Source organism: Amycolatopsis sp. NPDC033938 (assembly GCF_055575975.1).
Genome location: NZ_JBVIRO010000004.1, coordinates 267,237 through 288,853 on the forward strand (window position 1 = coordinate 267,237; position 21,617 = coordinate 288,853).

24 protein-coding genes and 1 pseudogene are annotated in these 21,617 nt (G+C 69.0%); 13 read left to right on the plus strand and 12 right to left on the minus strand.

Annotated elements, in window-relative coordinates; translation table 11 throughout:
- The first annotated feature begins 10 nt into the window (after window positions 1-10).
- Both moaC and ACZ5ZX_RS14065 read left to right on the plus strand, forming a co-directional pair.
- Window positions 11-481, plus strand: coding sequence for a cyclic pyranopterin monophosphate synthase MoaC (gene moaC / locus ACZ5ZX_RS14060; protein ID WP_396563245.1), 471 nt, complete (start codon window positions 11-13; stop codon window positions 479-481).
- Window positions 478-1,394 (plus strand): annotated as a pseudogene (locus ACZ5ZX_RS14065) (molybdenum cofactor biosynthesis protein MoaE). The gene moaC and the pseudogene ACZ5ZX_RS14065 overlap by 4 nt, the downstream one beginning before the upstream one ends.
- A gap of 294 nt (window positions 1,395-1,688) precedes the next feature.
- Here ACZ5ZX_RS14065 and ACZ5ZX_RS14070 read toward each other — a convergent pair.
- The 4 genes from ACZ5ZX_RS14070 to moaA all read right to left on the minus strand — a co-directional run bounded on the left by ACZ5ZX_RS14070 (window position 1,689) and on the right by moaA (window position 5,079).
- Entirely contained in the window at window positions 1,689-2,324 is a 636-nt protein-coding gene (locus ACZ5ZX_RS14070; RefSeq protein WP_465502386.1) for a LysM peptidoglycan-binding domain-containing protein, read from the minus strand.
- A gap of 457 nt (window positions 2,325-2,781) precedes the next feature.
- Window positions 2,782-3,633: a phosphatidylinositol-specific phospholipase C/glycerophosphodiester phosphodiesterase family protein gene (locus ACZ5ZX_RS14075; protein WP_465502387.1), complete on the minus strand. Its 852-nt coding sequence runs from the start codon at window positions 3,631-3,633 to the stop codon at window positions 2,782-2,784.
- Window positions 3,634-3,758: 125 nt separating this feature from the next.
- Window positions 3,759-4,013 (minus strand): MoaD/ThiS family protein, encoded by a 255-nt coding sequence (locus tag ACZ5ZX_RS14080; protein WP_465502388.1) that lies wholly within the window; start codon window positions 4,011-4,013, stop codon window positions 3,759-3,761.
- A gap of 1 nt (window position 4,014) precedes the next feature.
- Window positions 4,015-5,079, minus strand: coding sequence for a GTP 3',8-cyclase MoaA (moaA, locus tag ACZ5ZX_RS14085; RefSeq protein WP_465502389.1), 1,065 nt, complete (start codon window positions 5,077-5,079; stop codon window positions 4,015-4,017).
- Between the two features lie 101 nt (window positions 5,080-5,180).
- Here moaA and ACZ5ZX_RS14090 point away from each other — a divergent pair, with 101 nt between their 5' ends.
- Genes ACZ5ZX_RS14090 through ACZ5ZX_RS14120 form a run of 7 tightly spaced genes read left to right on the plus strand, consistent with a single transcriptional unit; the run spans window position 5,181 to window position 10,383 of the window.
- A complete protein-coding gene (locus ACZ5ZX_RS14090; protein WP_465502390.1) occupies window positions 5,181-5,654 on the plus strand; it encodes a MarR family transcriptional regulator in 474 nt (157 codons plus the stop codon).
- Between the two features lie 33 nt (window positions 5,655-5,687).
- Window positions 5,688-6,092, plus strand: a complete 405-nt coding sequence (locus tag ACZ5ZX_RS14095) for a TOBE domain-containing protein (protein WP_061984976.1) — start codon at window positions 5,688-5,690, stop codon at window positions 6,090-6,092.
- Window positions 6,089-6,850: a molybdate ABC transporter substrate-binding protein gene (gene modA, locus ACZ5ZX_RS14100; protein WP_465502391.1), complete on the plus strand. Its 762-nt coding sequence runs from the start codon at window positions 6,089-6,091 to the stop codon at window positions 6,848-6,850. The genes ACZ5ZX_RS14095 and modA overlap by 4 nt, the downstream gene beginning before the upstream one ends.
- A 34-nt stretch (window positions 6,851-6,884) precedes the next feature.
- Complete coding sequence (locus ACZ5ZX_RS14105) at window positions 6,885-7,661, plus strand: ABC transporter permease (protein WP_465502392.1); 777 nt, start codon at window positions 6,885-6,887, stop codon at window positions 7,659-7,661.
- Window positions 7,658-8,725 carry a sulfate/molybdate ABC transporter ATP-binding protein gene (locus ACZ5ZX_RS14110; protein WP_465502393.1) on the plus strand — a complete coding sequence of 356 codons (1,068 nt, stop codon included), beginning with the start codon at window positions 7,658-7,660 and terminating at the stop codon, window positions 8,723-8,725. Before ACZ5ZX_RS14105 ends, ACZ5ZX_RS14110 begins: the two co-directional genes overlap by 4 nt.
- A gap of 10 nt (window positions 8,726-8,735) precedes the next feature.
- Window positions 8,736-9,530 (plus strand): HAD-IIA family hydrolase, encoded by a 795-nt coding sequence (locus ACZ5ZX_RS14115; RefSeq protein WP_037318851.1) that lies wholly within the window; start codon window positions 8,736-8,738, stop codon window positions 9,528-9,530.
- 37 nt (window positions 9,531-9,567) lie between these two features.
- Window positions 9,568-10,383 carry a metallophosphoesterase family protein gene (locus tag ACZ5ZX_RS14120; protein WP_465502394.1) on the plus strand — a complete coding sequence of 272 codons (816 nt, stop codon included), beginning with the start codon at window positions 9,568-9,570 and terminating at the stop codon, window positions 10,381-10,383.
- Between the two features lie 4 nt (window positions 10,384-10,387).
- On the opposite strand, the gene ACZ5ZX_RS14125 is transcribed toward ACZ5ZX_RS14120, so the two are convergent.
- Complete coding sequence (locus tag ACZ5ZX_RS14125; protein WP_465502395.1) at window positions 10,388-10,762, minus strand: YccF domain-containing protein; 375 nt, start codon at window positions 10,760-10,762, stop codon at window positions 10,388-10,390.
- A complete protein-coding gene (locus tag ACZ5ZX_RS14130; protein WP_465502396.1) occupies window positions 10,762-11,523 on the minus strand; it encodes a PhzF family phenazine biosynthesis protein in 762 nt (253 codons plus the stop codon). Before ACZ5ZX_RS14130 ends, ACZ5ZX_RS14125 begins: the two co-directional genes overlap by 1 nt.
- A 139-nt stretch (window positions 11,524-11,662) precedes the next feature.
- On the opposite strand from ACZ5ZX_RS14130, the gene ACZ5ZX_RS14135 reads away from it, so the two are divergent.
- Both ACZ5ZX_RS14135 and ACZ5ZX_RS14140 read left to right on the plus strand, forming a co-directional pair.
- Window positions 11,663-13,321 carry an AMP-binding protein gene (locus ACZ5ZX_RS14135; RefSeq protein ID WP_465502397.1) on the plus strand — a complete coding sequence of 553 codons (1,659 nt, stop codon included), beginning with the start codon at window positions 11,663-11,665 and terminating at the stop codon, window positions 13,319-13,321.
- A 104-nt stretch (window positions 13,322-13,425) separates the two neighbouring features.
- Complete coding sequence (locus ACZ5ZX_RS14140; protein WP_465502398.1) at window positions 13,426-14,580, plus strand: hypothetical protein; 1,155 nt, start codon at window positions 13,426-13,428, stop codon at window positions 14,578-14,580.
- A gap of 63 nt (window positions 14,581-14,643) precedes the next feature.
- Here ACZ5ZX_RS14140 and ACZ5ZX_RS14145 read toward each other — a convergent pair whose 3' ends face one another.
- Window positions 14,644-15,615: a R2-like ligand-binding oxidase gene (locus ACZ5ZX_RS14145; RefSeq protein ID WP_465502399.1), complete on the minus strand. Its 972-nt coding sequence runs from the start codon at window positions 15,613-15,615 to the stop codon at window positions 14,644-14,646.
- Window positions 15,616-15,630: 15 nt separating this feature from the next.
- Window positions 15,631-16,257 carry a TetR/AcrR family transcriptional regulator gene (locus ACZ5ZX_RS14150; protein WP_465502400.1) on the minus strand — a complete coding sequence of 209 codons (627 nt, stop codon included), beginning with the start codon at window positions 16,255-16,257 and terminating at the stop codon, window positions 15,631-15,633.
- Window positions 16,258-16,352: 95 nt separating this feature from the next.
- On the opposite strand from ACZ5ZX_RS14150, the gene ACZ5ZX_RS14155 reads away from it, so the two are divergent.
- Complete coding sequence (locus ACZ5ZX_RS14155; RefSeq protein WP_465502401.1) at window positions 16,353-17,006, plus strand: HAD family hydrolase; 654 nt, start codon at window positions 16,353-16,355, stop codon at window positions 17,004-17,006.
- On the opposite strand, the gene ACZ5ZX_RS14160 is transcribed toward ACZ5ZX_RS14155, so the two are convergent.
- Window positions 16,942-17,187, minus strand: coding sequence for a hypothetical protein (locus ACZ5ZX_RS14160; protein ID WP_465502402.1), 246 nt, complete (start codon window positions 17,185-17,187; stop codon window positions 16,942-16,944). The genes ACZ5ZX_RS14155 and ACZ5ZX_RS14160 overlap by 65 nt on opposite strands.
- Window positions 17,188-17,319: 132 nt before the next feature.
- On the opposite strand from ACZ5ZX_RS14160, the gene ACZ5ZX_RS14165 reads away from it, so the two are divergent.
- Window positions 17,320-17,706: a cold-shock protein gene (locus ACZ5ZX_RS14165; RefSeq protein WP_016337551.1), complete on the plus strand. Its 387-nt coding sequence runs from the start codon at window positions 17,320-17,322 to the stop codon at window positions 17,704-17,706.
- Window positions 17,707-18,341: 635 nt separating this feature from the next.
- On the opposite strand, the gene ACZ5ZX_RS14170 is transcribed toward ACZ5ZX_RS14165, so the two are convergent.
- From ACZ5ZX_RS14170 to ACZ5ZX_RS14180, 3 genes are read right to left on the minus strand one after another with little or no spacing between them, the layout of a single operon-like run.
- The gene (locus tag ACZ5ZX_RS14170; RefSeq protein ID WP_465502726.1) at window positions 18,342-18,806 is read right to left on the minus strand and encodes a DUF2771 family protein; all 465 of its coding nucleotides are present in this window, start codon (window positions 18,804-18,806) and stop codon (window positions 18,342-18,344) included.
- A gap of 28 nt (window positions 18,807-18,834) precedes the next feature.
- Entirely contained in the window at window positions 18,835-20,781 is a 1,947-nt protein-coding gene (locus ACZ5ZX_RS14175) for an MFS transporter (RefSeq protein ID WP_465502403.1), read from the minus strand.
- 51 nt (window positions 20,782-20,832) lie between these two features.
- Complete coding sequence (locus ACZ5ZX_RS14180) at window positions 20,833-21,603, minus strand: glutaminyl-peptide cyclotransferase (RefSeq protein ID WP_465502404.1); 771 nt, start codon at window positions 21,601-21,603, stop codon at window positions 20,833-20,835.
- Between the last annotated feature and the right edge of the window lie 14 nt (window positions 21,604-21,617).

The following is a 21,617-nucleotide window of genomic DNA, read 5'->3' on the forward strand; positions in this document are numbered from 1 at the left end:
CCTCCTGGGCGTGAGTGAACTCAGCCACGTCGACCATACGGGCGCCGCCCGTATGGTCGACGTTTCCGGCAAGACGCCCACCGCCCGCACCGCGCTGGCAGGCGGCACCGTGCACACCACGGCCGAGGTGCTCGGCCTGCTGGCCACGGACGGCCTGCCCAAGGGAGACGCCCTCGCCACCGCGCGGATCGCGGGCATCATGGGCGCGAAGAAGGTGCCCGAGCTGATCCCGCTGTGCCACCAGATCGCGCTGTCCGGGGTGAAGGTCGAATTCGCCCTCGCCGAGACGGCCGTGCACATCACCGCGACCGCGAAGACGAACGACCGGACCGGCGTCGAAATGGAGGCGCTGACCGCGGTCGCCGTCGCCGGGCTGACCCTGCACGACATGATCAAGGCCGTCGATCCCGCGGCGACCCTCGACGACGTCCGCCTGATCCGCAAGGACGGCGGCAAGACCGGGACCTGGGAGCGGCCATGAGCCGGGCCGCGAGGGTGATCGTGGCGTCCAACCGCGCCGCGAAGGGCGTCTACGAGGACAAAACCGGCCCGGTCATCACGGCCTGGCTCGCCGAGCGGGGCTGGGACGTGCCGGACCCCGTCGTCGTCGAGGACGGCGACCCCGTCGGCGAGGCCCTGCGCGAGGCCGTCGCGACCGGGGTCCAGGTGATCGTGACCACCGGCGGCACCGGCATCTCGCCGACCGACCGCACCCCGGACGTCACGCGCGCGATCCTCGACTACGAGCTCCCCGGCGTCGCGGACGCGATCCGGGCCGCCGGATTGCCCGCTGTGCCCACGGCCGTGCTCTCGCGCGGAGTCGCCGGAGTGGCCGGGCGGACGCTGGTGGTGAACCTCCCAGGCTCACGCGGTGGTGTGAAGGACGGCCTGGGCGTACTGGACGGGATCCTCGACCACGCCGTCGACCAGCTGGCGGGCGGCGACCACCCACGGGAGGCACCACAATGAGCGTTCGGGTCGCACGGGTCGCGGTGGTCGACGAGCCGCTTTCGGTCGAGGAGCACGCCCGGCTGGTGGACGACGCGGCCGCGGGCGCCGTCGTCACCTTCGGCGGGGTCGTGCGGGACCACGACGGCGGGCGGTCGGTGGACCGGCTCGCCTACGAGGGACACCCCACCGCTTCGGAGGTGCTCGCGGAGGTCGTCGCGGACCTCTCGGCGAAGTGGACCGGCGTTCGGGCCGTCGCGGTCAGCCATCGGCTGGGCGCGCTGGCGATCGGAGACGTCGCGCTGGCTTGCGCCGTGGCCGCCGAGCACCGTGGCCAGGCCTTCGCGGCGTGCTCGGAGCTGGTGGACGAGGTCAAGGCCCGGCTGCCGGTGTGGAAGCACCAGCACTTCACCGATGGCAGCGACGAGTGGGTCAACTCGCCGTAGCGGTCGTGAACACCCTGACTCGCGCGTGGGGCCATCTCGCGCGCGGTGAGCTTGGGACTCGGCGGGGGCTGAAGGGCGCTTTCCCCGCATCGCATGCGGCGAAAGCGCCCTTCGCCGCATGCGATAAGAGGAAAGGCCCCTTCAGCCCCTGCCGCACCCTGGGCACCTTGATCGGGTACCCCTGGACGCGACAGAGCCCCACCGCCGGGGGAATGGCGCGGTGGGGCTCTGTCAGTCGCGACCTGGCCACGCGGGGAATCCCGCGGGCATCACGACTTACTGGTGCTCATGAGCTCACTTGGTGGCGAGCTTCTGACCGACGACGATGAAGTCGGCGTTCGGCACGTATTCCTTGTTCAGCTCCTGCAGCTTCTGGAAGCCGCCCTGGACGTTGAACTTGGAAGCGATCTTGGACAGCGTGTCGCCGGCCACGACGGTGTAGTCACCCGCCGGGTTGGAGTTCGCGACGTTGGTCGCGACCGGGGCCGGAGCCTGCTGCTTGGTGACCGGGGCGGTCGACTTCTTCGGGGTCACCTTCTTGGTGACCTTCGGGGCGGCCGACTTCGCCTTGGCGGGGCTGGCGGAGCCGCCCTTCTTGCCACAGTGCGGCCACGCGCCGATGCCCTGGCCCTGCAGGACCCGCTCGGCGACGGCGATCTGCTGCTCACGCGACGCGTTGGCGGCGCTACCGGTGCCACCGTAGGCACGCCAGGTGCTCTGCGAGAACTGCAGACCACCGTAGTAGCCGTTACCGGTGTTGGTGTTCCAGTTGCCGCTGCTCTCGCACTGCGCGATGGCGTCCCAGTTGGTCGCCGACGCGGGGGTCGCGGCGATGGCGAGGGGGGCGCCGACCGCGACGCCCGCGATGGCAACGCGAGCGATGTGGCGGGTGGCGGCGGACATCTTGCGGTGCTTGCCTCGGTACGACATGTGAGTAAATCTCGCTCCCTGCGCCTACGAGTCTGTGCTGAGGGAAAGACCCGTGTGGGCCTGGCCGGCCGTCTCAGGCCGGCTGACTTCGCCTGACGCACGCCGCGTCGGCTCGGTCCCCTCGTCCCTGTCCGGAAATGCTTTCGCTCGGGGTTGGGTCCGGGAATCCGTTGGACAGGGCTCGGCGCTACGGGTTCCCGGTGTTGCGTGGTCGGTCGGGGCCAACCGAAAAGCGACGGTACGTAACGAACGGCCTGATCGGAAATTATTCGAGGCGTGACCTACATCACAGTAACAGCACGCAACCCATAACGATTCGGCCGTTTATGCAGGTCAGAGGGCCGTTATCTGGCCGTTTCCTAGTCGAGATAATTCACGGATCGTGAGGCTTGCATCACGTGGATTAAGGGATGACTGGCCCATTCGTGCGCCTTCGCGCGCTATTGGGCCGCGCACTTTAGCGAGCCCTCAAGAAGTTCGCCAGTCCTGCCAGGTCGTCCGTATTCAGGTGGTCGACCCCGGCGACGACCAGCTCTTTCCACAACGCCTCGCGTGCCGGACCGGCGGCGTCCGGGGTGGCCCAGAAACGCACCCGCTGACCCGCCGCGTGGGCCCGCTTGACGATGTCGTGCAGTCTCGCGCGCTCCGCGGCGGGGAAGGGACCGTCGCCGGTCCAGGTGAACAGCCCGGTCCAGGAATCGGAGACCAGCGGGGTCAGCCGGGGGTCCGAGCCGATGTTCAGGTCGTTCTCGTCCTTGATCCGGCCGTCGTAGAAGGCGAGCCGGACCCGCTGCCCGAGCATGACGTCCTTCGGCCGTCCACCGGAGATCACCGCGGTGACCGCCCGCTTCTGAACGTGTCCGAACGCGTACAGAGAGAAGAGGAAGGAGTAGCGCGGGTCGTACAGCCGCTTCTCCAGGGCCGCGTAGGTGCTGTTCGCGTCGCCCTTGACGTCGATCAGCAGCTGGAACTCCGTCCGTTGCCGGTAGACGCCCACGCCGTGGTTGGCCAGGACGCGCTTGCGAAGCGGCTCCAGGTAGAGCGACTCCAGGGTGCGGTCCGGCCGTGTGTCCGCGAGGTCGTGCGCGACCAGCAGTTGCCCGTCCACGAGGAAGATGTCGGCCTCGACGCTGGTGAAGCCCTGGTCGAGCGCGTCGTGGAGGGGACGGGCGTGCTCGTAGTCGTTGTGGCTGTGCGCCTGTGGCAGCGGCCGGACGCCGTGTCCGTGAGCGGAGGCGGGGGCGGTCGCCAGACTCGTGGCGGCGACGGCCGCGAGCAGTGCGGCGAGGACACGGCGGGGAGTGATCACTGGCGCATCCTCGGCGGCTTCGGCGTCCGGATGGTGAATTCGGAACGGACTGCAGGTCAAAGGCCCTGGAACGCCTCGCGGGGGAGCAAGGGACCTTTGCTATCGTTTTCCCCCGTTTCCGCAGGTCAGCCGCCCGCGAACGGGGGAAGGACGTCCAGTTCGGCGGCTTCGGTCAGTGGTCGCGTGAGATCCCGCACGGCGACGCCGTCCAGCAGGTACGAGACGGCTTCGAGCAGCTTCGGCAGCTTCTCGGGGTGTAGTTCGCGGAGGCGGGCGACGGCGTCGGCGACGCGCGCGCCGTCCGGCAGGGTCACCTTCTCCTCGTCGACGCCGACGGCCGCGCGAGCCGAGGCGAAGTACCGCACCACGATGGTCACCATGTCAGCCGCCGATCGCGCTCATCGGCCGGATCGGCTGCGCGAAGCCGGCCTCGTTGATCTCGTGCCCGGCGAGCTTGCCCCACATGGTCGCCCGCCACGCGTCCGCCACCTCTTCTTCGCGCGCGCCCGCGCGCACGAGGGCGCGGAGGTCGGTTTCGTCGTTGCTGAACAGGCACGAGCGCACCGCGCCGTCGGCGGTAAGCCGCGTCCGTTCGCAGGCGCCGCAGAAGGGCCGCGTCACCGACGCGATCACGCCGACGTCGCCGGGACCGCCGTCGACCAGCCAGCGTTCGGCGGGCGCCCCACCGCGGGCGGCGGGGTACGGCGACAGCGAGAACTCCTCGCCGAGCATGCCGAGGATCTCCTCGGCGGTGATCATGTCGCGCCTGCTCCAGCCGTGCTGCGCGTCCAGCGGCATCTGCTCGATGAACCGCAGGTGGTAGCCCTCGGCGAGGCAGAACCGCAGCAGCGGCACGGCCTGGTCCTCGTTCAGTCCGCGCATCAGCACCGCGTTGACCTTCACCGGATCCAGTCCGGCCTCGCGGGCGGCGGCCATCCCGGCGAGCACGTGCGAAAGCCTGTCGCGCCGGGTGATCGTCTCGAACAGCGCGCGATCGACGGTGTCCAGCGAGACGTTGATCCGGTCCAGCCCGGCGTCGGCAAGGGACTTCGCGCGCTTCGCGAGCCCGATCCCGTTGGTGGTCATGGAAAGCCGCGGCCGCGGTTCGAGTGCGGCGACGCGCTCGACGATATGCTCCAGGCCCTGTCGCAGCAGCGGTTCACCGCCGGTGAGCCGGATGTCGGTGACACCGAGCCGTTCGACGGCGATCCGGAGCAGGAACACGAGTTCGTCGTCGGAGAGCACGTCCGCGCTCGGCATCCACTCGAGCCCTTCGGCGGGCATGCAGTAGGTGCAGCGCAGATTGCACTTGTCGGTGAGCGACACCCGCAGATCGGTCGCGACCCGGCCGAAGGTGTCGATCAGGGCGGGATTGTCCGGCCTGGGCACGGTTGGGCCGCCGCGTGTACCGGGGACACGGGGAAACCCGAGATCGACTGCTGTCATTACCACCAGACTAACCCCGAAGCGGGAAAAACCGACTGTCTAGAATGCCTTTCGTACCGGATCGCCGCTTGGCCTGGTTTCTTCCCCGAAGGGTTTTCCGGATGGCGAAATATCCGCTCTCGGCGGAGGAATTGGCCAGATTCGCCCATCTCGGCCGCGAAGGCAGCACGCTGACCGTCCTCCGGCACGCGCGCATCGCCGAACGGATGGGCCTGTCGGCCACCGACCACAAAGCACTCGAACTCATCGGACAGGCGCCGGGACCGTTGACGGCGGGCAGGATCGCTGAATTGACCGGCCTGTCGACAGGTGCTGTGACCGGCGTCATGGACAGACTCGAGAAGGCGGGTCTCGCTCGCCGCGTCCGCGACGCCGTCGATCGCCGGAAAGTGCTGATCGAGGTCGTTCCCGGTGCCATGGAACGGCACGCGCCGCTCTTCGAATCCGCGTACACGAGCATGAAGGCGCTCCTCGAACAGTTCTCTCCGGACGAGCGGAAAGTGCTCGAACGATTCCAGAGCGCGATGCTCGACGAGCTCCGCCATGAACTGCTCGGCGATTCCCCGCGTCCGTAGCTTTTCCGCATCTGCGGAAGTAGCCTCCCAGGCATGCCGCAATTCCGGTTGTCCGAGGCCGCTCGTCTGCTCGGCGTCAGTGACGACACCGTCCGCCGCTGGGTCCGCGCCGGCCAGTTGACCGCTTTCGACGACTCGGCGGGCCGCAAGGTCGTCGACGGCGCCGAACTCGCCGCGTTCGCCAAGGCGCAGGCCGAGCAGCCCGAGGACCCCTCCGGCGTCGGCCGTTCCGCGCGCAACCGGTTCGTCGGCCTGGTCACCGAGGTCGTCACGGACAAGGTGATGGCACAGGTCGAACTCCAGTGCGGCTCGCATCGCGTGGTCTCGCTGATGAGCGCCGAGGCCGTCCGCGAACTCGGGCTGCGGCCCGGCGTGCTCGCGGTCGCCGTCGTCAAGGCGACCACCGTCGTGGTCGAAACCCCGGAGGGAAGCCGATGAGGAGACTCGTCCCCGCCCTGCTCGCGCTGGCACTGGCCGCGACGGCCTGTGGTCCGGGACAACCCGTCACCGCGACGATCGAGTCGAGGACGCTCACCGTGTTCGCGGCGGCGTCGCTGACCGAGTCGTTCGGCGTGCTGGGCAAGCGGTTCGAGGCGCAGAACTCCGGCGTGACCGTGAAGTTCAGCTTCGAGGGTTCTTCGGCGCTGGTCCAGAAGCTGACCCAGGGCGCGAAGGCCGACGTGTTCGCCTCCGCCGACCAAGCCAATATGGACAAGGCCACCAAGGGCGAGGTGATCGACGGGCAGCCGTCGGTGTTCGCCACCAACCGGCTCGCCATCGCCGTCGGCAAGGGCAATCCCCAGGGCATCAAAGGCCTGGCGGACCTCGCCAAGAACGGGCAGACCGTGGTCGTCTGCGCGCCACAGGTGCCGTGCGGGGCGGCGGCGAAGAAGGTCCAGCAGGCCTCCGGGGTCACGCTCAAGCCCGCCAGCGAGGAGCAGGACGTCAAGTCGGTGCTCGCGAAGGTGCGGTCCGGCGACGCCGACGCCGGACTCGTCTACGTCACCGACGCGACGTCGGCCGCCGCGCAGGTCGACAAGGTCGACTTCCCGGAGTCGGCGGATGCGGTCAACAGCTATCCGATCGCGGTGGTGAAGGACGCTCCCGAGACCCAGCTCGCCCGGCTGTTCAGGGACTTCGTCCTCGGCGCGGAGGGCAAGCAGGAGCTGGCGAAGGCCGGTTTTGGCGCGCCCTGACCCCGCGTTCAGAGGACGAAACGCGGCGACCAGGGTGCCGTGGGTGCTCTGGCCGCCGGCGGTCTGCGCGCTGGCGCTGGTGGTGCTGCCGGTCGTCGGGCTGCTGGTGCGCTCGGACCTCGCCCGCTTCCCGAGTCTTATCGCCTCGTCGTCGTCGCTGAACGCGCTCAAGCTCTCGCTCACCACCGCCGGACTGTCCACTGTGGCCTGTGTGCTGTTCGGGGTCCCGCTCGCCGTGGTGCTCGCGCGGTCGGGGGCGCGCGGCGTCCGCGTGCTGCGCGCGGTGGTGCTGCTGCCGCTGGTCCTGCCGCCGGTGGTCGGCGGGCTCGCCCTGCTGTACCTGCTGGGCCGCAAGGGTTTCTTGGGCATCCTGGTGACCACCCTGACCGGCGAGCAGGTGCCGTTCACCACGGCCGCGGTGGTCATCGCGCAGACGTTCGTCGCGATGCCGTTCCTCGTGGTCAGTCTCGAAGGCGCGCTGCGCGGCGCCGGTGACCGCTACGAGCGGGTCGCCTCGACGCTCGGCGCGAAGCCATGGACGGTGTTCCGCCGGGTCACGCTGCCGCTCCTGATGCCTGCGCTGGGCTCGGGGATCGTGCTCAGCTTCGCGCGGGCCTTGGGCGAATTCGGCGCCACGATCACCTTCGCCGGCAGTCTGGAAGGCGTCACCCGGACCCTCCCGCTGGAGGTCTACACCCAGGCCGAGGTCGACGTCGACAGCGCCGTCGCGCTGGCCCTGCTGCTGATCCTGGTGGCCGTCGCGGTGATCGCGCTCGCCCGGCCGCGCGCGCTCGAAGGAGTCCGGTCGTGACCCTTTCGGCCGAGATCGGCCTCCGGCGCGGCGACTTCGAACTGTCCGTCGAGTTCGAAGTACCCGACGGCGGTGTGCTCGCGCTGCTCGGACCGAACGGTTCGGGAAAGTCCAGTGTGCTCGGTTGCCTCGCCGGGCTGCTCCGGCCCGATCGGGCGCGGATCACCCTGGCCGGCCGCGGTCTGACGGGTCTGCCGCCGCACGCGCGCGGCATCGGCCTGCTCTCCCAGGACGCCCTGCTCTTCCCGCATCTGTCCGCTTTGGACAATGTCGCCTTCGCACCCCGGTCGACAGGTGCGGGGCGCGCCGAGTCGGGAAGGCGCGCGCGGGAGTGGCTGACCGAAGTGGACGCACTGGAACTCGCGGACCGCAAGCCCGCGCAGCTCTCCGGCGGCCAGGCTCAGCGGGTCGCGATCGCGCGGGCGCTGGCGGCCGAGCCGGGACTTCTGCTGCTCGACGAGCCTTTCGCCGCACTCGACGTCGACGCGGCGCCCGCCATCCGTGGGCTGCTCCGGCGAGTGCTGCGCTCGGGGCCGCCGACCGTGCTGGTCACCCATGACCCGCTCGACGCCCTCGCGCTGGCCGATCACGTCGCGGTCCTCGACGACGGCCGGATCGTCGAACGCGGAGAGACCCGCAAGGTGCTGGCCGCGCCGCGGACGGCGTTCACCGCGCGGATCGCCGGGCTGAACCTGGTGCCCGGCGTCGCGGTCGAAGGCGGTTTGCGCACGTCAGGCGGGTTGCCGCTGGCCGGGATCCCGGCGGAGGACGTCGACGGCGGTCAACCGGCGGTCGCGGTGTTCGCGCCCAGCGCCGTCGCCGTGTACCTGAAGGACGGTGCGCATCGGGGCAGCCCGCGCAACACCGTCGAGGGAGTCGTCGACGCGCTCGAACCACACGGACCGGTGATCCGCGTCCGGACGCGCGGGGACGACTGGGCGGCCGGGCTGGCCGCCGATCTGACCCCCGCCGCGGTGGCCGAACTGGCGCTCGAACCCGGGACACCGGTCAATCTTTCGGTCAAGGCGGCGTCCGTGGCTGTTCACGCGGCTCCCGATCACTAGGGTGGAAGACATGAACGAGCGCCGTTGGACGTACCTCAGCGACATGGATGGCGTGCTGGTCAAGGAGGAGCACCTCGTGCCCGGCGCGGACGAGTTCCTCAAGGAGCTGCGCGCCAACGACATCGGGTTCCTGGTGCTGACCAACAACTCGATCTATACCCCGCGTGACCTGCGGGCGAGGCTCGAGCGGACCGGTCTGGACATCCCCGAGGAAGCCATCTGGACCTCCGCGCTGGCGACCGCGAAGTTCCTCGCGTCGCAGCGGCCGAACGGCTCGGCGTTCGTGATCGGCGAGGCCGGGCTCACCACCGCGCTGCACGAAGTCGGCTACGTGCTGACCGAACGCGACCCGGACTACGTCGTCCTCGGTGAGACGCGCACGTACAGTTTCAGCGCGATCACCCGCGCGATCCGGCTGATCGAGGGCGGCGCGAAGTTCATCGCCACCAACCCGGACGCCACCGGCCCCAGCGTGGAGGGTTCCATGCCCGCCACCGGCTCGGTCGCCGCGCTGATCGAAAAGGCGACCGGCCGTTCGCCGTACTACGTCGGCAAGCCGAATCCGCTGATGATGCGCTCGGCGCTGCGGCGGCTCGGCGCGCATTCGGAGTCGACGCTGATGATCGGCGACCGGATGGACACCGACGTCCACTCGGGAATCGAGGCCGGGCTGCAGACGATCCTGGTGCTGACCGGCATCTCCAGCCGGGAGAGCGCCGAGCACTATCCGTACCGGCCCACCATGATCATCGACTCGATCGCCGATCTCGTCGGCCGCACCGGCGACCCGTTCGGCGAAGGCTGAGGGGCGCGGCGGCGAGCGGAGGGCTTATCGTCACAAGATGCACGACGATCAGCCCGCGTCCCCGACCTACGTGGTCGGTGACGTGCACGGACACCGGGACGAGCTGGCCGAAGCGCTCCGGGAGAAGGGGCTGCTCGACGCCGACGACGATTGGGCCGGCGGTGAAGCCACCCTCTGGTTCCTCGGCGACTTCGTCGACCGGGGGCCGGACGGCGTCGGCGTCATCGACCTGGTGATGCGGCTGGAACGCCAGGCGGCCAAAGCGGGCGGGCACTGCGGGACGCTGCTGGGCAACCACGAGATCCTGCTGCTCGGGATGTACCACTTCGGCGACACGGAGGTGCCGTCCGACTTCGGGCCGCGCAGCTTCGCCCGCAGCTGGGAGATCAACGGCGGGCTGCTCGGCGACCAGGACAGACTCACACCGCAACACATCGAATGGCTGACTTCTCGCCCGATGCTGACGCTGGCCGCGGACCACCTGCTGATGCACTCGGACACGCTCGAGTACCTCGGCTGGGGCGACGACATCGAAGAGATCAACACACGCGGCCGCGAAATCCTCGAAGGCAGCGACATCCAGGCGTGGTGGGACGTGTGGCGGCGGATGACCACGCGGTACGCCTTCCGCGGGCCGGAAGGCGCCGACGTCGCGCAGCAGCTGATGGACCGGCTCGGCGGCGAGCGGATCGTGCACGGGCACAGCGTCATCGCCGACCAGCTCGGCATCCACCCGGCGCAGATCGAGGGACCGTACCTCTACGCGGGCGGGAAGGCGCTGGGGATCGACGGCGGATTGTTCGTCGGCGGCCCCTGTCTCATCGTTTCGCTGCCGTGGGAGCCAGAGGACTGAGCCGTTATGGCAGCTCGACGATCTCCTTGCCGAGCGGCATCAGCGAGACCCGGATCATCTTGAAGTTCGCCACGCCCAGCGGGATCCCGATGATCGTGATACACAACGCGACACCGGTCAGCACATGCCCGATCGCGAGCCAAAGCCCGGCGAAGATGAACCAGATGACGTTGCCGATCGTCGACGCGGCGCCGGCGCCGCGTCGGTCGACCACCGTCCGGCCGAACGGCCACAGCGCGTAGGCCGCGATCCGGAACGACGCCAGTCCGAACGGGATGGTGACGATCAGGACGCAGCAGATGATGCCGGCGACGAGGTAGCCGAGTGCCATCCACAGGCCGCACAGCACGAGCCAGATGACGTTCAGGATCAAGCGCATCAGACGTGCAACTCCCCACTGGCCACGGTGACCGCCTGCCCCGAAAGAAGGACGCGGTCGCCGTCGAGGTTCATCCGGACGATGCCACCGCGTGCGGAAGCCTGCTCGCCGACGAGCTTCTCCCGGCCGAGGCGAGCCGCCCAGTACGGCGCGAGGACGCAGTGCGCGGAGCCGGTGACCGGGTCTTCGTCGATGCCGACTCCCGGCGCGAAGAACCGGGTGACGAAGTCGATCCCGTCGACGTCACCCGGCGCGGTGACCATCAGCCGTCCGGTCCAGTGGGCGCGCAGCGCGGCGAGATCCGGTTCGAGGGAGCGGACGACGGAGGCATCGTCCGTCACCGCGAAGAGGTTCTGGTGACTCCGCCCCACGTATTCGAACTCACACCCGGGCAGGATCGACGACAGATCGTCGTCCGACTCGCGGGGCGGATCCGACGGGAAGTCCATCGACACCCAGCCGTCCTCGGCCCGGCAGCGCAATTCGCCGCTTCTCGTCGTGAAAGTCTGCTCGCCGCCCAGGACATGCGTGGTGGCCAGCGTCGCGTGTCCGCACAGGTCGACTTCGGTCTCCGGCGTGAACCAGCGAAGCGACTTCGGGCCTTCGCCGCCGACCTCGACGAAGGCCGTCTCGGCGTGCTTCAACTCGGCCGCGACGGACTGCATCCAGCTCGCGTCGCCCGGCGAGTCCAGGAGCACGACTCCGGCGGAGTTGCCGGCGAAGGCCTCGGAGGTGAAGGCGTCGACGATGTAGAGGCGCATGTCCTCGACGATATCCGGAGCGGGTGAACCCGGCCTCCGGGTTTTCCCTGAGGTGGCGCGGGTCTCCACTTGCAGGTGGCCGGGGTCACCCGCGCTTCTTAAACTCGACGCGTCGCTACCGCCGAACGCAGGAGTTTCCATGGCCGACACCCCCGCCTTGCCAAGCTACGCATCGGGAATCTCGGACGCCCCGCTGCTGGGGGACACCATCGGCGACAACTTCGACCGGACCGTCGCCGCCTTCGGTGACCGAACCGCGCTGGTCGACCGCGTGGCGGGAAAACGCTGGACCTACACCGAATTCGCCGTCGAAGTGAACGCGCTCGCGCTCGGGCTGCTGGACCTCGGCATCGCGAAGGGCGACCGCGTCGGCATCTGGTCGCCGAACCGCTGGGAATGGACCTGCGTCCAGTACGCCACCGCGAAGATCGGCGCGATCCTGGTCAACATCAACCCGGCGTACCGTTCGCACGAACTCGAATACGTGCTGAACCAGGCCGGGATCAAGCTCATCGTGGCCGCGAACTCGTTCAAGACCTCGGACTACGCGGGCATGATCGCCGAGGCGGGGCCGAACTGCCCGGCATTGGAACACGTCGTGCTGCTCGACAGCCCCGCGTGGCCGTCACTGCTGGAGATCGGCGGCAAAGCCGACCACGCGCCACTGGCCAAGCGCCAGAGCGAACTCTCCGCGGACGACCCCATCAACATCCAGTACACCTCCGGCACCACGGGCTTCCCCAAGGGCGCCACGCTCAGCCATCACAACATCCTCAACAACGGCTACTTCGTCGGCGAACTCTGCAACTACACCGAAGCCGACAAGATCTGCATCCCCGTTCCCTTCTATCACTGCTTCGGCATGGTGATGGGCAATCTCGCGGCGACCAGTCACGGCGCCTGCATGGTGATCCCGGCGCCCGCGTTCGAGCCGAAGGCCACGCTGGAAGCCGTCGCGGCGGAGAAATGCACGTCGCTGTACGGGGTTCCGACGATGTTCATCGCCGAACTGGCCGACCCGGACTTCGATTCCCACGACCTTTCCTCGCTGAGGACCGGGATCATGGCGGGTTCGCCGTGTCCGGTCGAGGTGATGAAGCAGGTCATCGACCGGATGGGCATGACGGAGGTGTCGATCTGCTACGGCATGACCGAGACCTCACCGGTGTCCACCCAGACCCGCGCCGACGATTCGGTGGAGCGGCGGGTGTCGACGGTCGGCCGGGTCGGGCCGCATCTGGAGATCAAGGTCGTCGACCCGGAGACCGGGCTGACCGTGCCGCGTGGTGAGCCGGGTGAACTCTGCACACGCGGCTACTCGGTGATGCTCGGTTACTGGGAGCAGGCGGACAAGACGGCCGAGGCGATCGACGCGGCGCGGTGGATGCACACCGGAGACCTCGCGATCATGGACGCCGACGGGTACGTCAACATCACCGGCCGCATCAAGGACATGGTCATCCGCGGCGGGGAGAACCTGTACCCGCGGGAGATCGAGGAGTTCCTCTACACGCACCCGGACATCCTCGACGCGCAGGTCATCGGCGTCCCGGACGAGAAGTACGGCGAAGAGCTGATGGCGTGGGTCCGCATGCGCGAGGGTGCGGCGCCGCTGACGGCCGAGGCGGTGCGCGAGTTCTGCGAAGGGAAGCTGGCGCGCTACAAGATCCCGCGCTACGTCCACGTCGTCGAGGAGTTCCCGATGACGGTGACCGGGAAGGTGCGCAAGGTCGAGATGCGGGAGCAGTCGATCAGCCTGCTGGGCCTGGAAGGGGCGGCCGCCGCGGAACACGCCTGACAAGTTGACACTTAAGGGCAACCTGTCACTTTTCTCGGGCGTGTCCCCAGTGCGGCAGTCGGTCTCGCAGAGCGCGGGGCCATGGGGAGCCGCCTAGGGGAACCATGAACATCCAACAAGGCAAACGTCTGCTCACCTTGGTCGTGGCGGCGGTGGCCCTCCCGCTGTCCGTCCCCGCGGTGGCGGCCGCGGCGACCGGGCCGATCGATCTCGGTCTCCTGCCCGGTGACGAGCGGACCGACGTGACCGCGGTCGGGGACCGAGGTCAGCTCGTCGGAGAATCCTGCAGCACCGAGCCGCACACGCACTGGTGCACGGCGGTGAGATGGGACCGGAGCGGCAAGATCTCCGTGCTGCCGTCGCTGGGCGGCGGCTACGGGTCACCGAAGGCGATCAACGGGAGCGGAGTGGCCGTCGGCACTTCACTCGACCACGGGCTGAACAACCGGGCCGTGCGCTGGGCCCCGGACGGCGCGGTCACGGAACTCCCCGCGTTGCCGGGCGGCCGGACCTGGGAAGCCCACGGGATCAGCGCCCTCGGTGTCATCGTGGGATCGGGGACGGACGACACGGGCAAGGAGCGCGGACTGCGCTGGGACCCGTCCGGAAACGTCACGATGCTCGCCGCCCCACCGGTGGCGGGCAGCTACTCCGCGTCCGCGATCAGCCGCGACGGCCGGTTCATCGGCGGGCGGCTCTACGGGGACGACGGCAGCATCCGGGTCCTGCGCTGGGACGCGTCCGGGGCGGTGACCATGCTCGGTCCGGCGACCGAGGACAGCTGGTTCGGCGGCCTGAACGCCTCCGGCGAGATCGTCGGCCGCACCACGATCAACGACCGGTACGCGGCCGTGAAGTGGACCACCGACGGCCGCATGATCGAACTCGGCTGGGCGAACCCGTATGCCACGGAGGTCTACAAGGTCAACGGTTCCGGGGTCTCGGTCGGAATGGGCTACGTCGACTCCCCGAACGGTTCCCTCTCCACTCCGGTGCGGTGGGCCGCCGACGGCACGATGACCCTGCTCTCCACGGCCGGCACCGGCGGCAACGCCATGGACATCGACGGGCGGGGGCGAGTCGTCGGCATCGCGGGCAACGCCGCGCTCTGGGACGCGAACGGGGTGCGGACCGACCTCGGCACGCTGCCGGGCGGTGGGTACAGCCGGGCGGAACTGATCGGCCTCGACGGGACGATCGCGGGCGGCGCGGTCGCCGCGGACGGCAATTGGCACGCCGTCTACTGGCCGGCCAGGTGAAGGTTGATGGTCCGTGAAGGCCTCCTTGAGGGACTCAGAGTCCCTCAAGGAGGCCTTCACGGACTAAGCCGTCACGGCGGCCGCAGCCGCGGCGATCGCCTTCGCGTCTTCCTCGCCGAAGGTCTCTTCGAGGTTTTCGGGCGAGTAGTCGAGGTCGATCTGTTCCACCGGCATCCCGCGCGCGGACTCGATCGCGCCCAGCCGACGCTGCGCGCGGTCGGCGGCGTACTGGATGATCTCCTGCGGATCGTTGTCGAACGGGATCTCCTCGAACTGGTCCTGTACCCACTGGATCATGTTGAGCGCGTGGGGAAGCAGCTCACCCATCCGCTGCCGCACCGCGTCCCACAGCGAGTCGTCCGCGGCCACGTGGCGGCGGCAAGTGAAGGTTCCCCAGGCCATGTGACGGCGTTCGTCGTCGCCGATGCGGCGTACCAGTTCCTGCATCCCGGGCAGGATGTCGTGCTGGGTGCAGATCAGCTGCCACGAGTAGTACCCGGTCAGCGCGAGACTGCCTTCGATGACGTGGTTGTAGGTGACGCTCGCGCGGATCTGGTTGAGCGGACTGGGATCGTCCTCCAACGCGCGCAGGGATTGCGGCAGCTCTTCGTAGAAAAGCTTGCGGTAGTGGGGATTCTCCGCGACGTACGGATGCAGGTCTTCGGTCAGCCCGACGGCGTCCATCCAGCGGCGGAACACCTCGGTGTGCTTGGCCTCTTCGAAACAGAACTGGGTCAGGTACATCTCGTCGCCGAAGCGGCCGGTCGCGGACATCGCCCGCATGAACGGCTGGATGTCCTCGGTGACCGCCTCTTCGCCCGCGATGAACTGTGCCACCAGGTACGTCGCCGACCGCTGCTGTTCCGGGTTGAGGGAGTCCCAGCCCTCGCGTTCACGGGAGAAGTCGATGTCGGCGGGGTTCCAGAACTTCTTGTTCCCCTTGACGAACAGCCGAAGCGGGAACGAGTCCCAGTTCAGCCCGCCCTTGCGCAAGGAGGAAAAACCTGTCCGCAGCTCGGAAAGCGTATCGGTCATGACGTCCCCTTCGTGTCACTCCATTGTGGACGAATCGGTGGTCAGCATTCGGATGGCGGGTGCCAGGACGGCGACCACTGCGGCCGCCGCCTCGTCAGCCGAATGGGTCGGCATGACGAGATGGGACAGGGAAAGCCGCACGACGGTCTCCGCCAGCAGCGCGGCCGAATGAGCCGAGAGCGACGGTTCGAACTCGCGGTACTTCCCGGCCGCGACCTCGGTGGCCGCGGTCAGGATCGGCTCGCCCTTGGTGGTGAGCAACGGAAGGAGGTCCTCGCCGGCTTCGGTGCCCATCGTTCGAGTACCCAGCGTGGTCGCGACGAGCCGGTTCTCCCGGGCGTGCTCGATCGTGTAGACGACGGCCTCGCGGATCCCGCCGAGGAGGTCTTCCGCGTGCTCGACCCGTCGCCGGATGCCCTCCAGGAACTCCGACGTCGTCCGGAGCACGACGGCCTGGGCCAGCGCCGCCTTGTTTCCGAACTCGTTGTAGACGGTCTGCCTGCTCACCCCGGCGCGCGCGGCGACGTCCGCCATGCGCAGCGCCGTGTAGCCGCGCTCCGGGAGCAGTTCGGTGGCGGCGTCGAGCAGTGCCTCCCGCAGAGAGGCCTTGGTCCGATCGGAGAAGCTCGTGATCTCGCCCACATCTCCAGCTTGACACAGATCAAGCCCATGTCAAAGGAGTTGACGGACAACCGCCCTGTGTAAATCAGTCGGTGGTGGCGGCTACCGTGGCGGGCGTGGGCATCACCGTGGGGTTCGACCTCGACATGACACTGATCGATCCGCGGCCTGGCATGGTCGCGGTGATGAACGCGCTCGGCGTGGAATCCGGCCTGCCGCTGGACGGCGAGTACTTCGCGGCCAACCTCGGCCCGCCACTCGACGACAGCCTGCGGGGGTTCGGGGCGCCGGAGGAGCGCATCCCGGAACTGGTCACGCGGTTCCGCGCGATGTACCCGGAGGTCGTCGTGCCGGTGACGGTCGCGCTGCCCGGCGCGGCCGAAGCGCTCCACGCCGTCCGCGAGGCGGGCGGGCGCACGGTCGTCGTCACCGGGAAGTTCGCACCCAACGCGAAACTCCACCTCGACGCGCTCGGCCTCGAGGTCGACGTGCTGGTCGGGGAGTTGTGGTCGACGGAGAAGGCCGCCGCGCTCACCGAGCACGGCGCCCGTGTCTACGTCGGAGACCACCTCGGTGACGTCCGCGGCGCGCTCGCGGCGGGCGCGGTGCCCGTCGGGGTCACGACGGGCCCGTGCGGCAAGGCCGAACTGCTCGCGGAAGGAGCCGACGTGGTGCTCGACTCGCTGACCGAGTTCCCCGGCTGGTTCAGCTCTTTCGGCGAGCTTCGCGAACCAGGGCGATCAGACCGAGCGCCAGACCCAGCGGGGTGATCACGCCTGCCGCGGCGGAAAGCCACACCGGCAGGTTTTCCAGCCCGAGGGCGAACAGGATGAACACGGCTGTGACGGCGATCATGCCGATCGCGAACAGGCCGATGCCCAGGCGCATGAGGATCGGTTTGCCCGGCTTTCCGGGGACGGCCACAGCGGCCTCCTTTACTGCGGTCTCCATGAAGCAGAGGGTATCCGCCGGTATCCGCTTCTCCACAGGGCATGTGGCGAGATAGGCTTATGGGACGCGCGCCCTGGGTACGCCCCCGGGCGCGTTCGTTGTGAGCGGGACAGCAAAGGACTGGTGAGGGAAGTGCCGACCGGCAAGGTCAAGTGGTACGACGCGGAGAAGGGTTTCGGTTTCGTCACCCAGGATGGGGGCGCCGACGTCTACATCCGCAAAGCCGCGCTGCCGCAGGGCGTCGAAGGGCTCAAGGCGGGTCAGCGCCTCGAGTTCGGTGTCGCCGACGGTCGCCGCGGCCCGCAAGCGCTCTCCGTCCGGCTGTTGGATCCGCCGCCCTCGGTCGCCGAGGCGCGCCGTCGTCCCGCCGAAGAGCTGCACGGGCTCATCGAGGACATGATCAAGCTGCTCGAGCTCAAGGTGCAGCCGGACCTGCGGCGCAACCGCTACCCGGACCGCAAGAACACCAAGCAGATCGCCGAGATCATGCGCGCCGTCGCCCGGGACCTCGATCCCTGATCGGCGCCTCGTCTTAGCGCGTGAAGGCCCCCTTCCCTCGGCTGAGCTGAGGGAAGGGGGCCTTCACGCGTCGATGAAGGACTCGGGACGTTGAGTGTCCCAATTCCTTCATCGACGATCCCGAGCCGACCGACCGGGGCAAGGCCCCTGGCGGTCGTGCGAAGGGTGAACGACGCCGGCGACCAGCCTTGGCTCGCAAGTAGCCGACTAATCGCGAGGGCTTTCACGCGCATCGGCCGCCCGCCGCTTACTCAAGCGCCATGAAAGGTCCTTTCCTTGCAAAATTTGCAAGGAAAGGACCTTTCATGGCACTCACGGGTGGCTGTCGGCCGGGTCGGGTCGGCACGGTCCGTGAAGGCCTCCTTGCCTACCCTGAAGGTAGCGAAGGAGGCCTTCACGGACCGTACCGACGCCTGACCTGGACGAGGGTGGTTCCGCGGGCATCGTCGCCTGGTCTCGTCCCTTGATCAATGGAAGATCCGGGACACTCAACGTCCGGAATGTTCCCCACCCGGACCGCACCGGCAACCCACACAAGCTCCACACCAGTGGATAAGCAAAGGCGAGCCCCTCAAGGAGCCCGCACCTTTCAGCAGAGATCAGGTGCCCGCGCGATAGCAAAGGTCCCTTGCTGCTCAGGCGGCGGACGGTTCGACCTGCAGCGACCAGATCGCGGTGGTGATCGCCTCGGCGTCCTCCGGACGTCCGGTCTGGCTGATCACCGAAGCCTGCGCGACCTCGACGACGAGGATCTGGTCGTCGGGCTTGGGTGTCGTCACGGTGTAGGCGAACCGGTCCAGCGACGTGATGATGTCCTGCTTCAGTTCCTGCGGCTCGCCCTTGCCGTTCACGTACTGCACGGTGACCTTCCACGGTGTTTCCGCGATCGCGCTCGGCACGGAGATCTGCACCGGCTTCCCCGGCCGGACGCGCAGCTTGCCCGCGGCGTCGGGGCGGGTCGTGCACTGGGCGCTCTTGATGTCGCAGGACGCCAGCGGCGTGACGTTCACCGTCTTCCCGTCGGCGAAGAAGGTCACCTCTTCGGGGCCGGGGGCCGAGCAACCGGCCACCACGAAACCACCCGCCGCGAGCAGGGCCAAGATACGAAGTCGCCGCATACGGTGAAGATTACGAGCCCGGCCGCCACCGGGAGTCACCGGCCTCCGACGGGACCGGTGTTTCGCTGGTCGGCTGCGGGCGCAGCGGCCGGTCGCCGCCGAGACCCGGGATCAGCGAGGTCCCGCGCCGGACCATGAACGTCTGCGTGAACCCGACGGCCAGCAGGATCGACAGCACGAGGAACCCGATCCAGTACGTCGGCGGCAGCAGCAGGCCGACGGCACCGCCGAAGCACCAGGACATCTGCAGCACGGTCTCCGACCGTCCGAACGCCGACGCGCGCGACTCCTCCGGCAGGTCTTCCTGGATGACGGCGTCGAGGCTGATCTTCGCCAGCGCGCTCGCGGTGGCGCCGACGAGCGCGACGATCGCCGCCGTCGCCAGCCCGGCCGCCACGGTGGCGATGATCGCGATGCCAAGGCAGGCGCCGACACAGGCCAGGATCACCTGATCCGGTTTGCCGAAGTGCAGCCGCGAACCGAGCGCGTTCCCCAGGAAACCACCGGCACCGGCCGCGGCGCCGATGATGCCGAGCAGCAGCAACTGGTCGAACGGGCTCTGCCCGCTGCCCTCTGCCTGCGCCTTCACCGCGAACGCGGAGAACATCATCAGGAACCCGGTCAGCACGCGGACGGTGCCGTTGCCCCACAACGAGACCACGATCTGCCGCCCCATCGGCTGCCGCTGCTTCTTGACCCGCCGCTCGGGGTGGGCGGACAGCGAAGCGGGCACCTCGCCCTCGGTCTTCTCGACCCACGACGGGATGCGCATCGACTGCACGGCGGCGGCGACGCAGATCAGCATGGTGAACCACAGCGCGCCCTGCGAACCCCAGATCGCGTTGACCCCGCTCGCCAGCGCGCCGAACGCGCCGGCGGCGACCAGACCGAACACCGTCAGCCGCGCGTTGGTCTTGGACAGCGTGATCTCGGGTGGCAGCACCCGCGGGGTCACTGCCGCTTTGAGCACGGTGAACGACTTCGAAAGCACCATCATGCCCAGCGCCGCCGGGTACAGGAGCCAGTCGTCGAAGTGCAGTGCCATCACGATGGCCATCAGCGCCTGACCGGCCGAAGACACGCACATAGCGAGCCTGCGGCCGCGCTGGATCTTGTCCAGCGCCGGGCCGATCACCGGCGCGACCAGCGCGAACGGGGCGATCGTGATGAGCAGGTAGAGCGCGACCTTGCCCTTGCTCTCCCCGCTGGTGGCGGCGAAGAACAGCGTGTTGGCCAGCGCGATCGCCATCGCGGCGTCGCTGGCGTAGTTCAGCATCACCGCGTACGTCAGTGAAGTCAGGCCCGATTTGTCGGCGCCGTCCGCCTTGGTCGCCCGCTGGAACGCGCCGACGGCCTGTCCGGTGAGCTGACGGCTGCGCATCGCCGCGACCCGGGTGACCGTGATCTTCTTCGGCATCCGCGGCAGCGGCCCCGCCTGCGGCGGAACCGCGGTCGTCGGATGCTCCTGCGGGAATTCCTCGGCGACCCGCGGTTCACCCGCGTAACCACCGGTGTCGTAGTGCTCGTATTCGCCGCTGCCGGGCGGGTGCTCGTCGTAGAACCCGCCCGGACGACGCCGGACGGGTTCGGTCTGCCGCTGCGAAGGATCGGGATACGGCCGCGCGCCGCGGGGCGGCGTCCGCGGCGGCGGCGGCGGGGTGCGAGGCGGTGGCTGGTGCCCCATCGGGATCGCGCTGGTGCGCGCCTCGTCGGCGGTCGGCCCGGCCGGATGCGGCTGGTAGTGGGGCTGGTGATTCGGCTGGGGCCGGCCCGCGCTTGGGGTAACGGGCGGAACCGGCTGCTGCTCGACGCGGGTCGGTGGCGGCGTCGCCCAGTCGCGCGCTCGCGCCGCGCCGGGCTCCGGCGTCCACTTGCGCTTGCTCTTGCGGCCACGCTCCTTGCCCGACCGGCCGGAACGTGTGCCGTCGGGTCCAGAGTTCGTGCCGAAGATTCCCACCCTTCAATCCTGCCTTACGCAGGGACCGCTTCGCGCGTTCACCACTGCTTTCTAGGCGACCGGGACGAACTTCACCCGGAACATCTTGGGCCAGAGCTTGCCGGTGATCAGGAATTCGCCGGTCCCCGGCACCGCCGCGATGCCGTTGAGGACGTCGGCGGAACCCCGCTCGCCCGCGTTGAGCAATCCCGAAGCGTCGATTTCGCCGGTGACGCGTCCGGACGCGGCGTCGATCCGCAGGATCTTCTCCGTCTGCCAGACGTTCGCGTACACGGAGTCGCCGACGCACTCCAGTTCGTTCAACTGGTCACGCCCGACGTCAACGCTGCCCGTCGGCGCGAACGTCACCGGATCGCGGAAGGTGAGCTTCGACGAGCCGTCGCTCATCACCAGTTGCCCGGTGCCCTCGCGGTGGCAGAGGCCCCAGCCTTCGCCGGTGTAGGGCACGCGACGGCGTTCGGCCAGCGTCTTGGCGTCGCGTTCGATCGCGACGCCGTCCTGCCAGGTGATCTGCCAGACCGTCGGCCCGAGCACGGTGATGCCCTCGCCGAACAGGCCGGGAAGTTCCTGCCGGACCGACGGCGCCGCACCCGCGGGCCCGGCCCGCATCGACGACTTCCCGACCAGGCCGGTCCCCTCGTACAGCGTCTCGCCGGAGAACTCGAGGCCTTGGGTGAAGGCGGCGGGATCGTGCGGCAGTGAGGAGAGCACCCGCACCTTGAGCTTTTCGGGCGCGGGCGGGCGCGCCTGGGTCACCGGCGCGGCGGCGCAACCACCGAGAACGGCGGCGAGGAGGAGCGATGTGGTCAGCAGCGTGCGCACGCGGACAGCCTGAC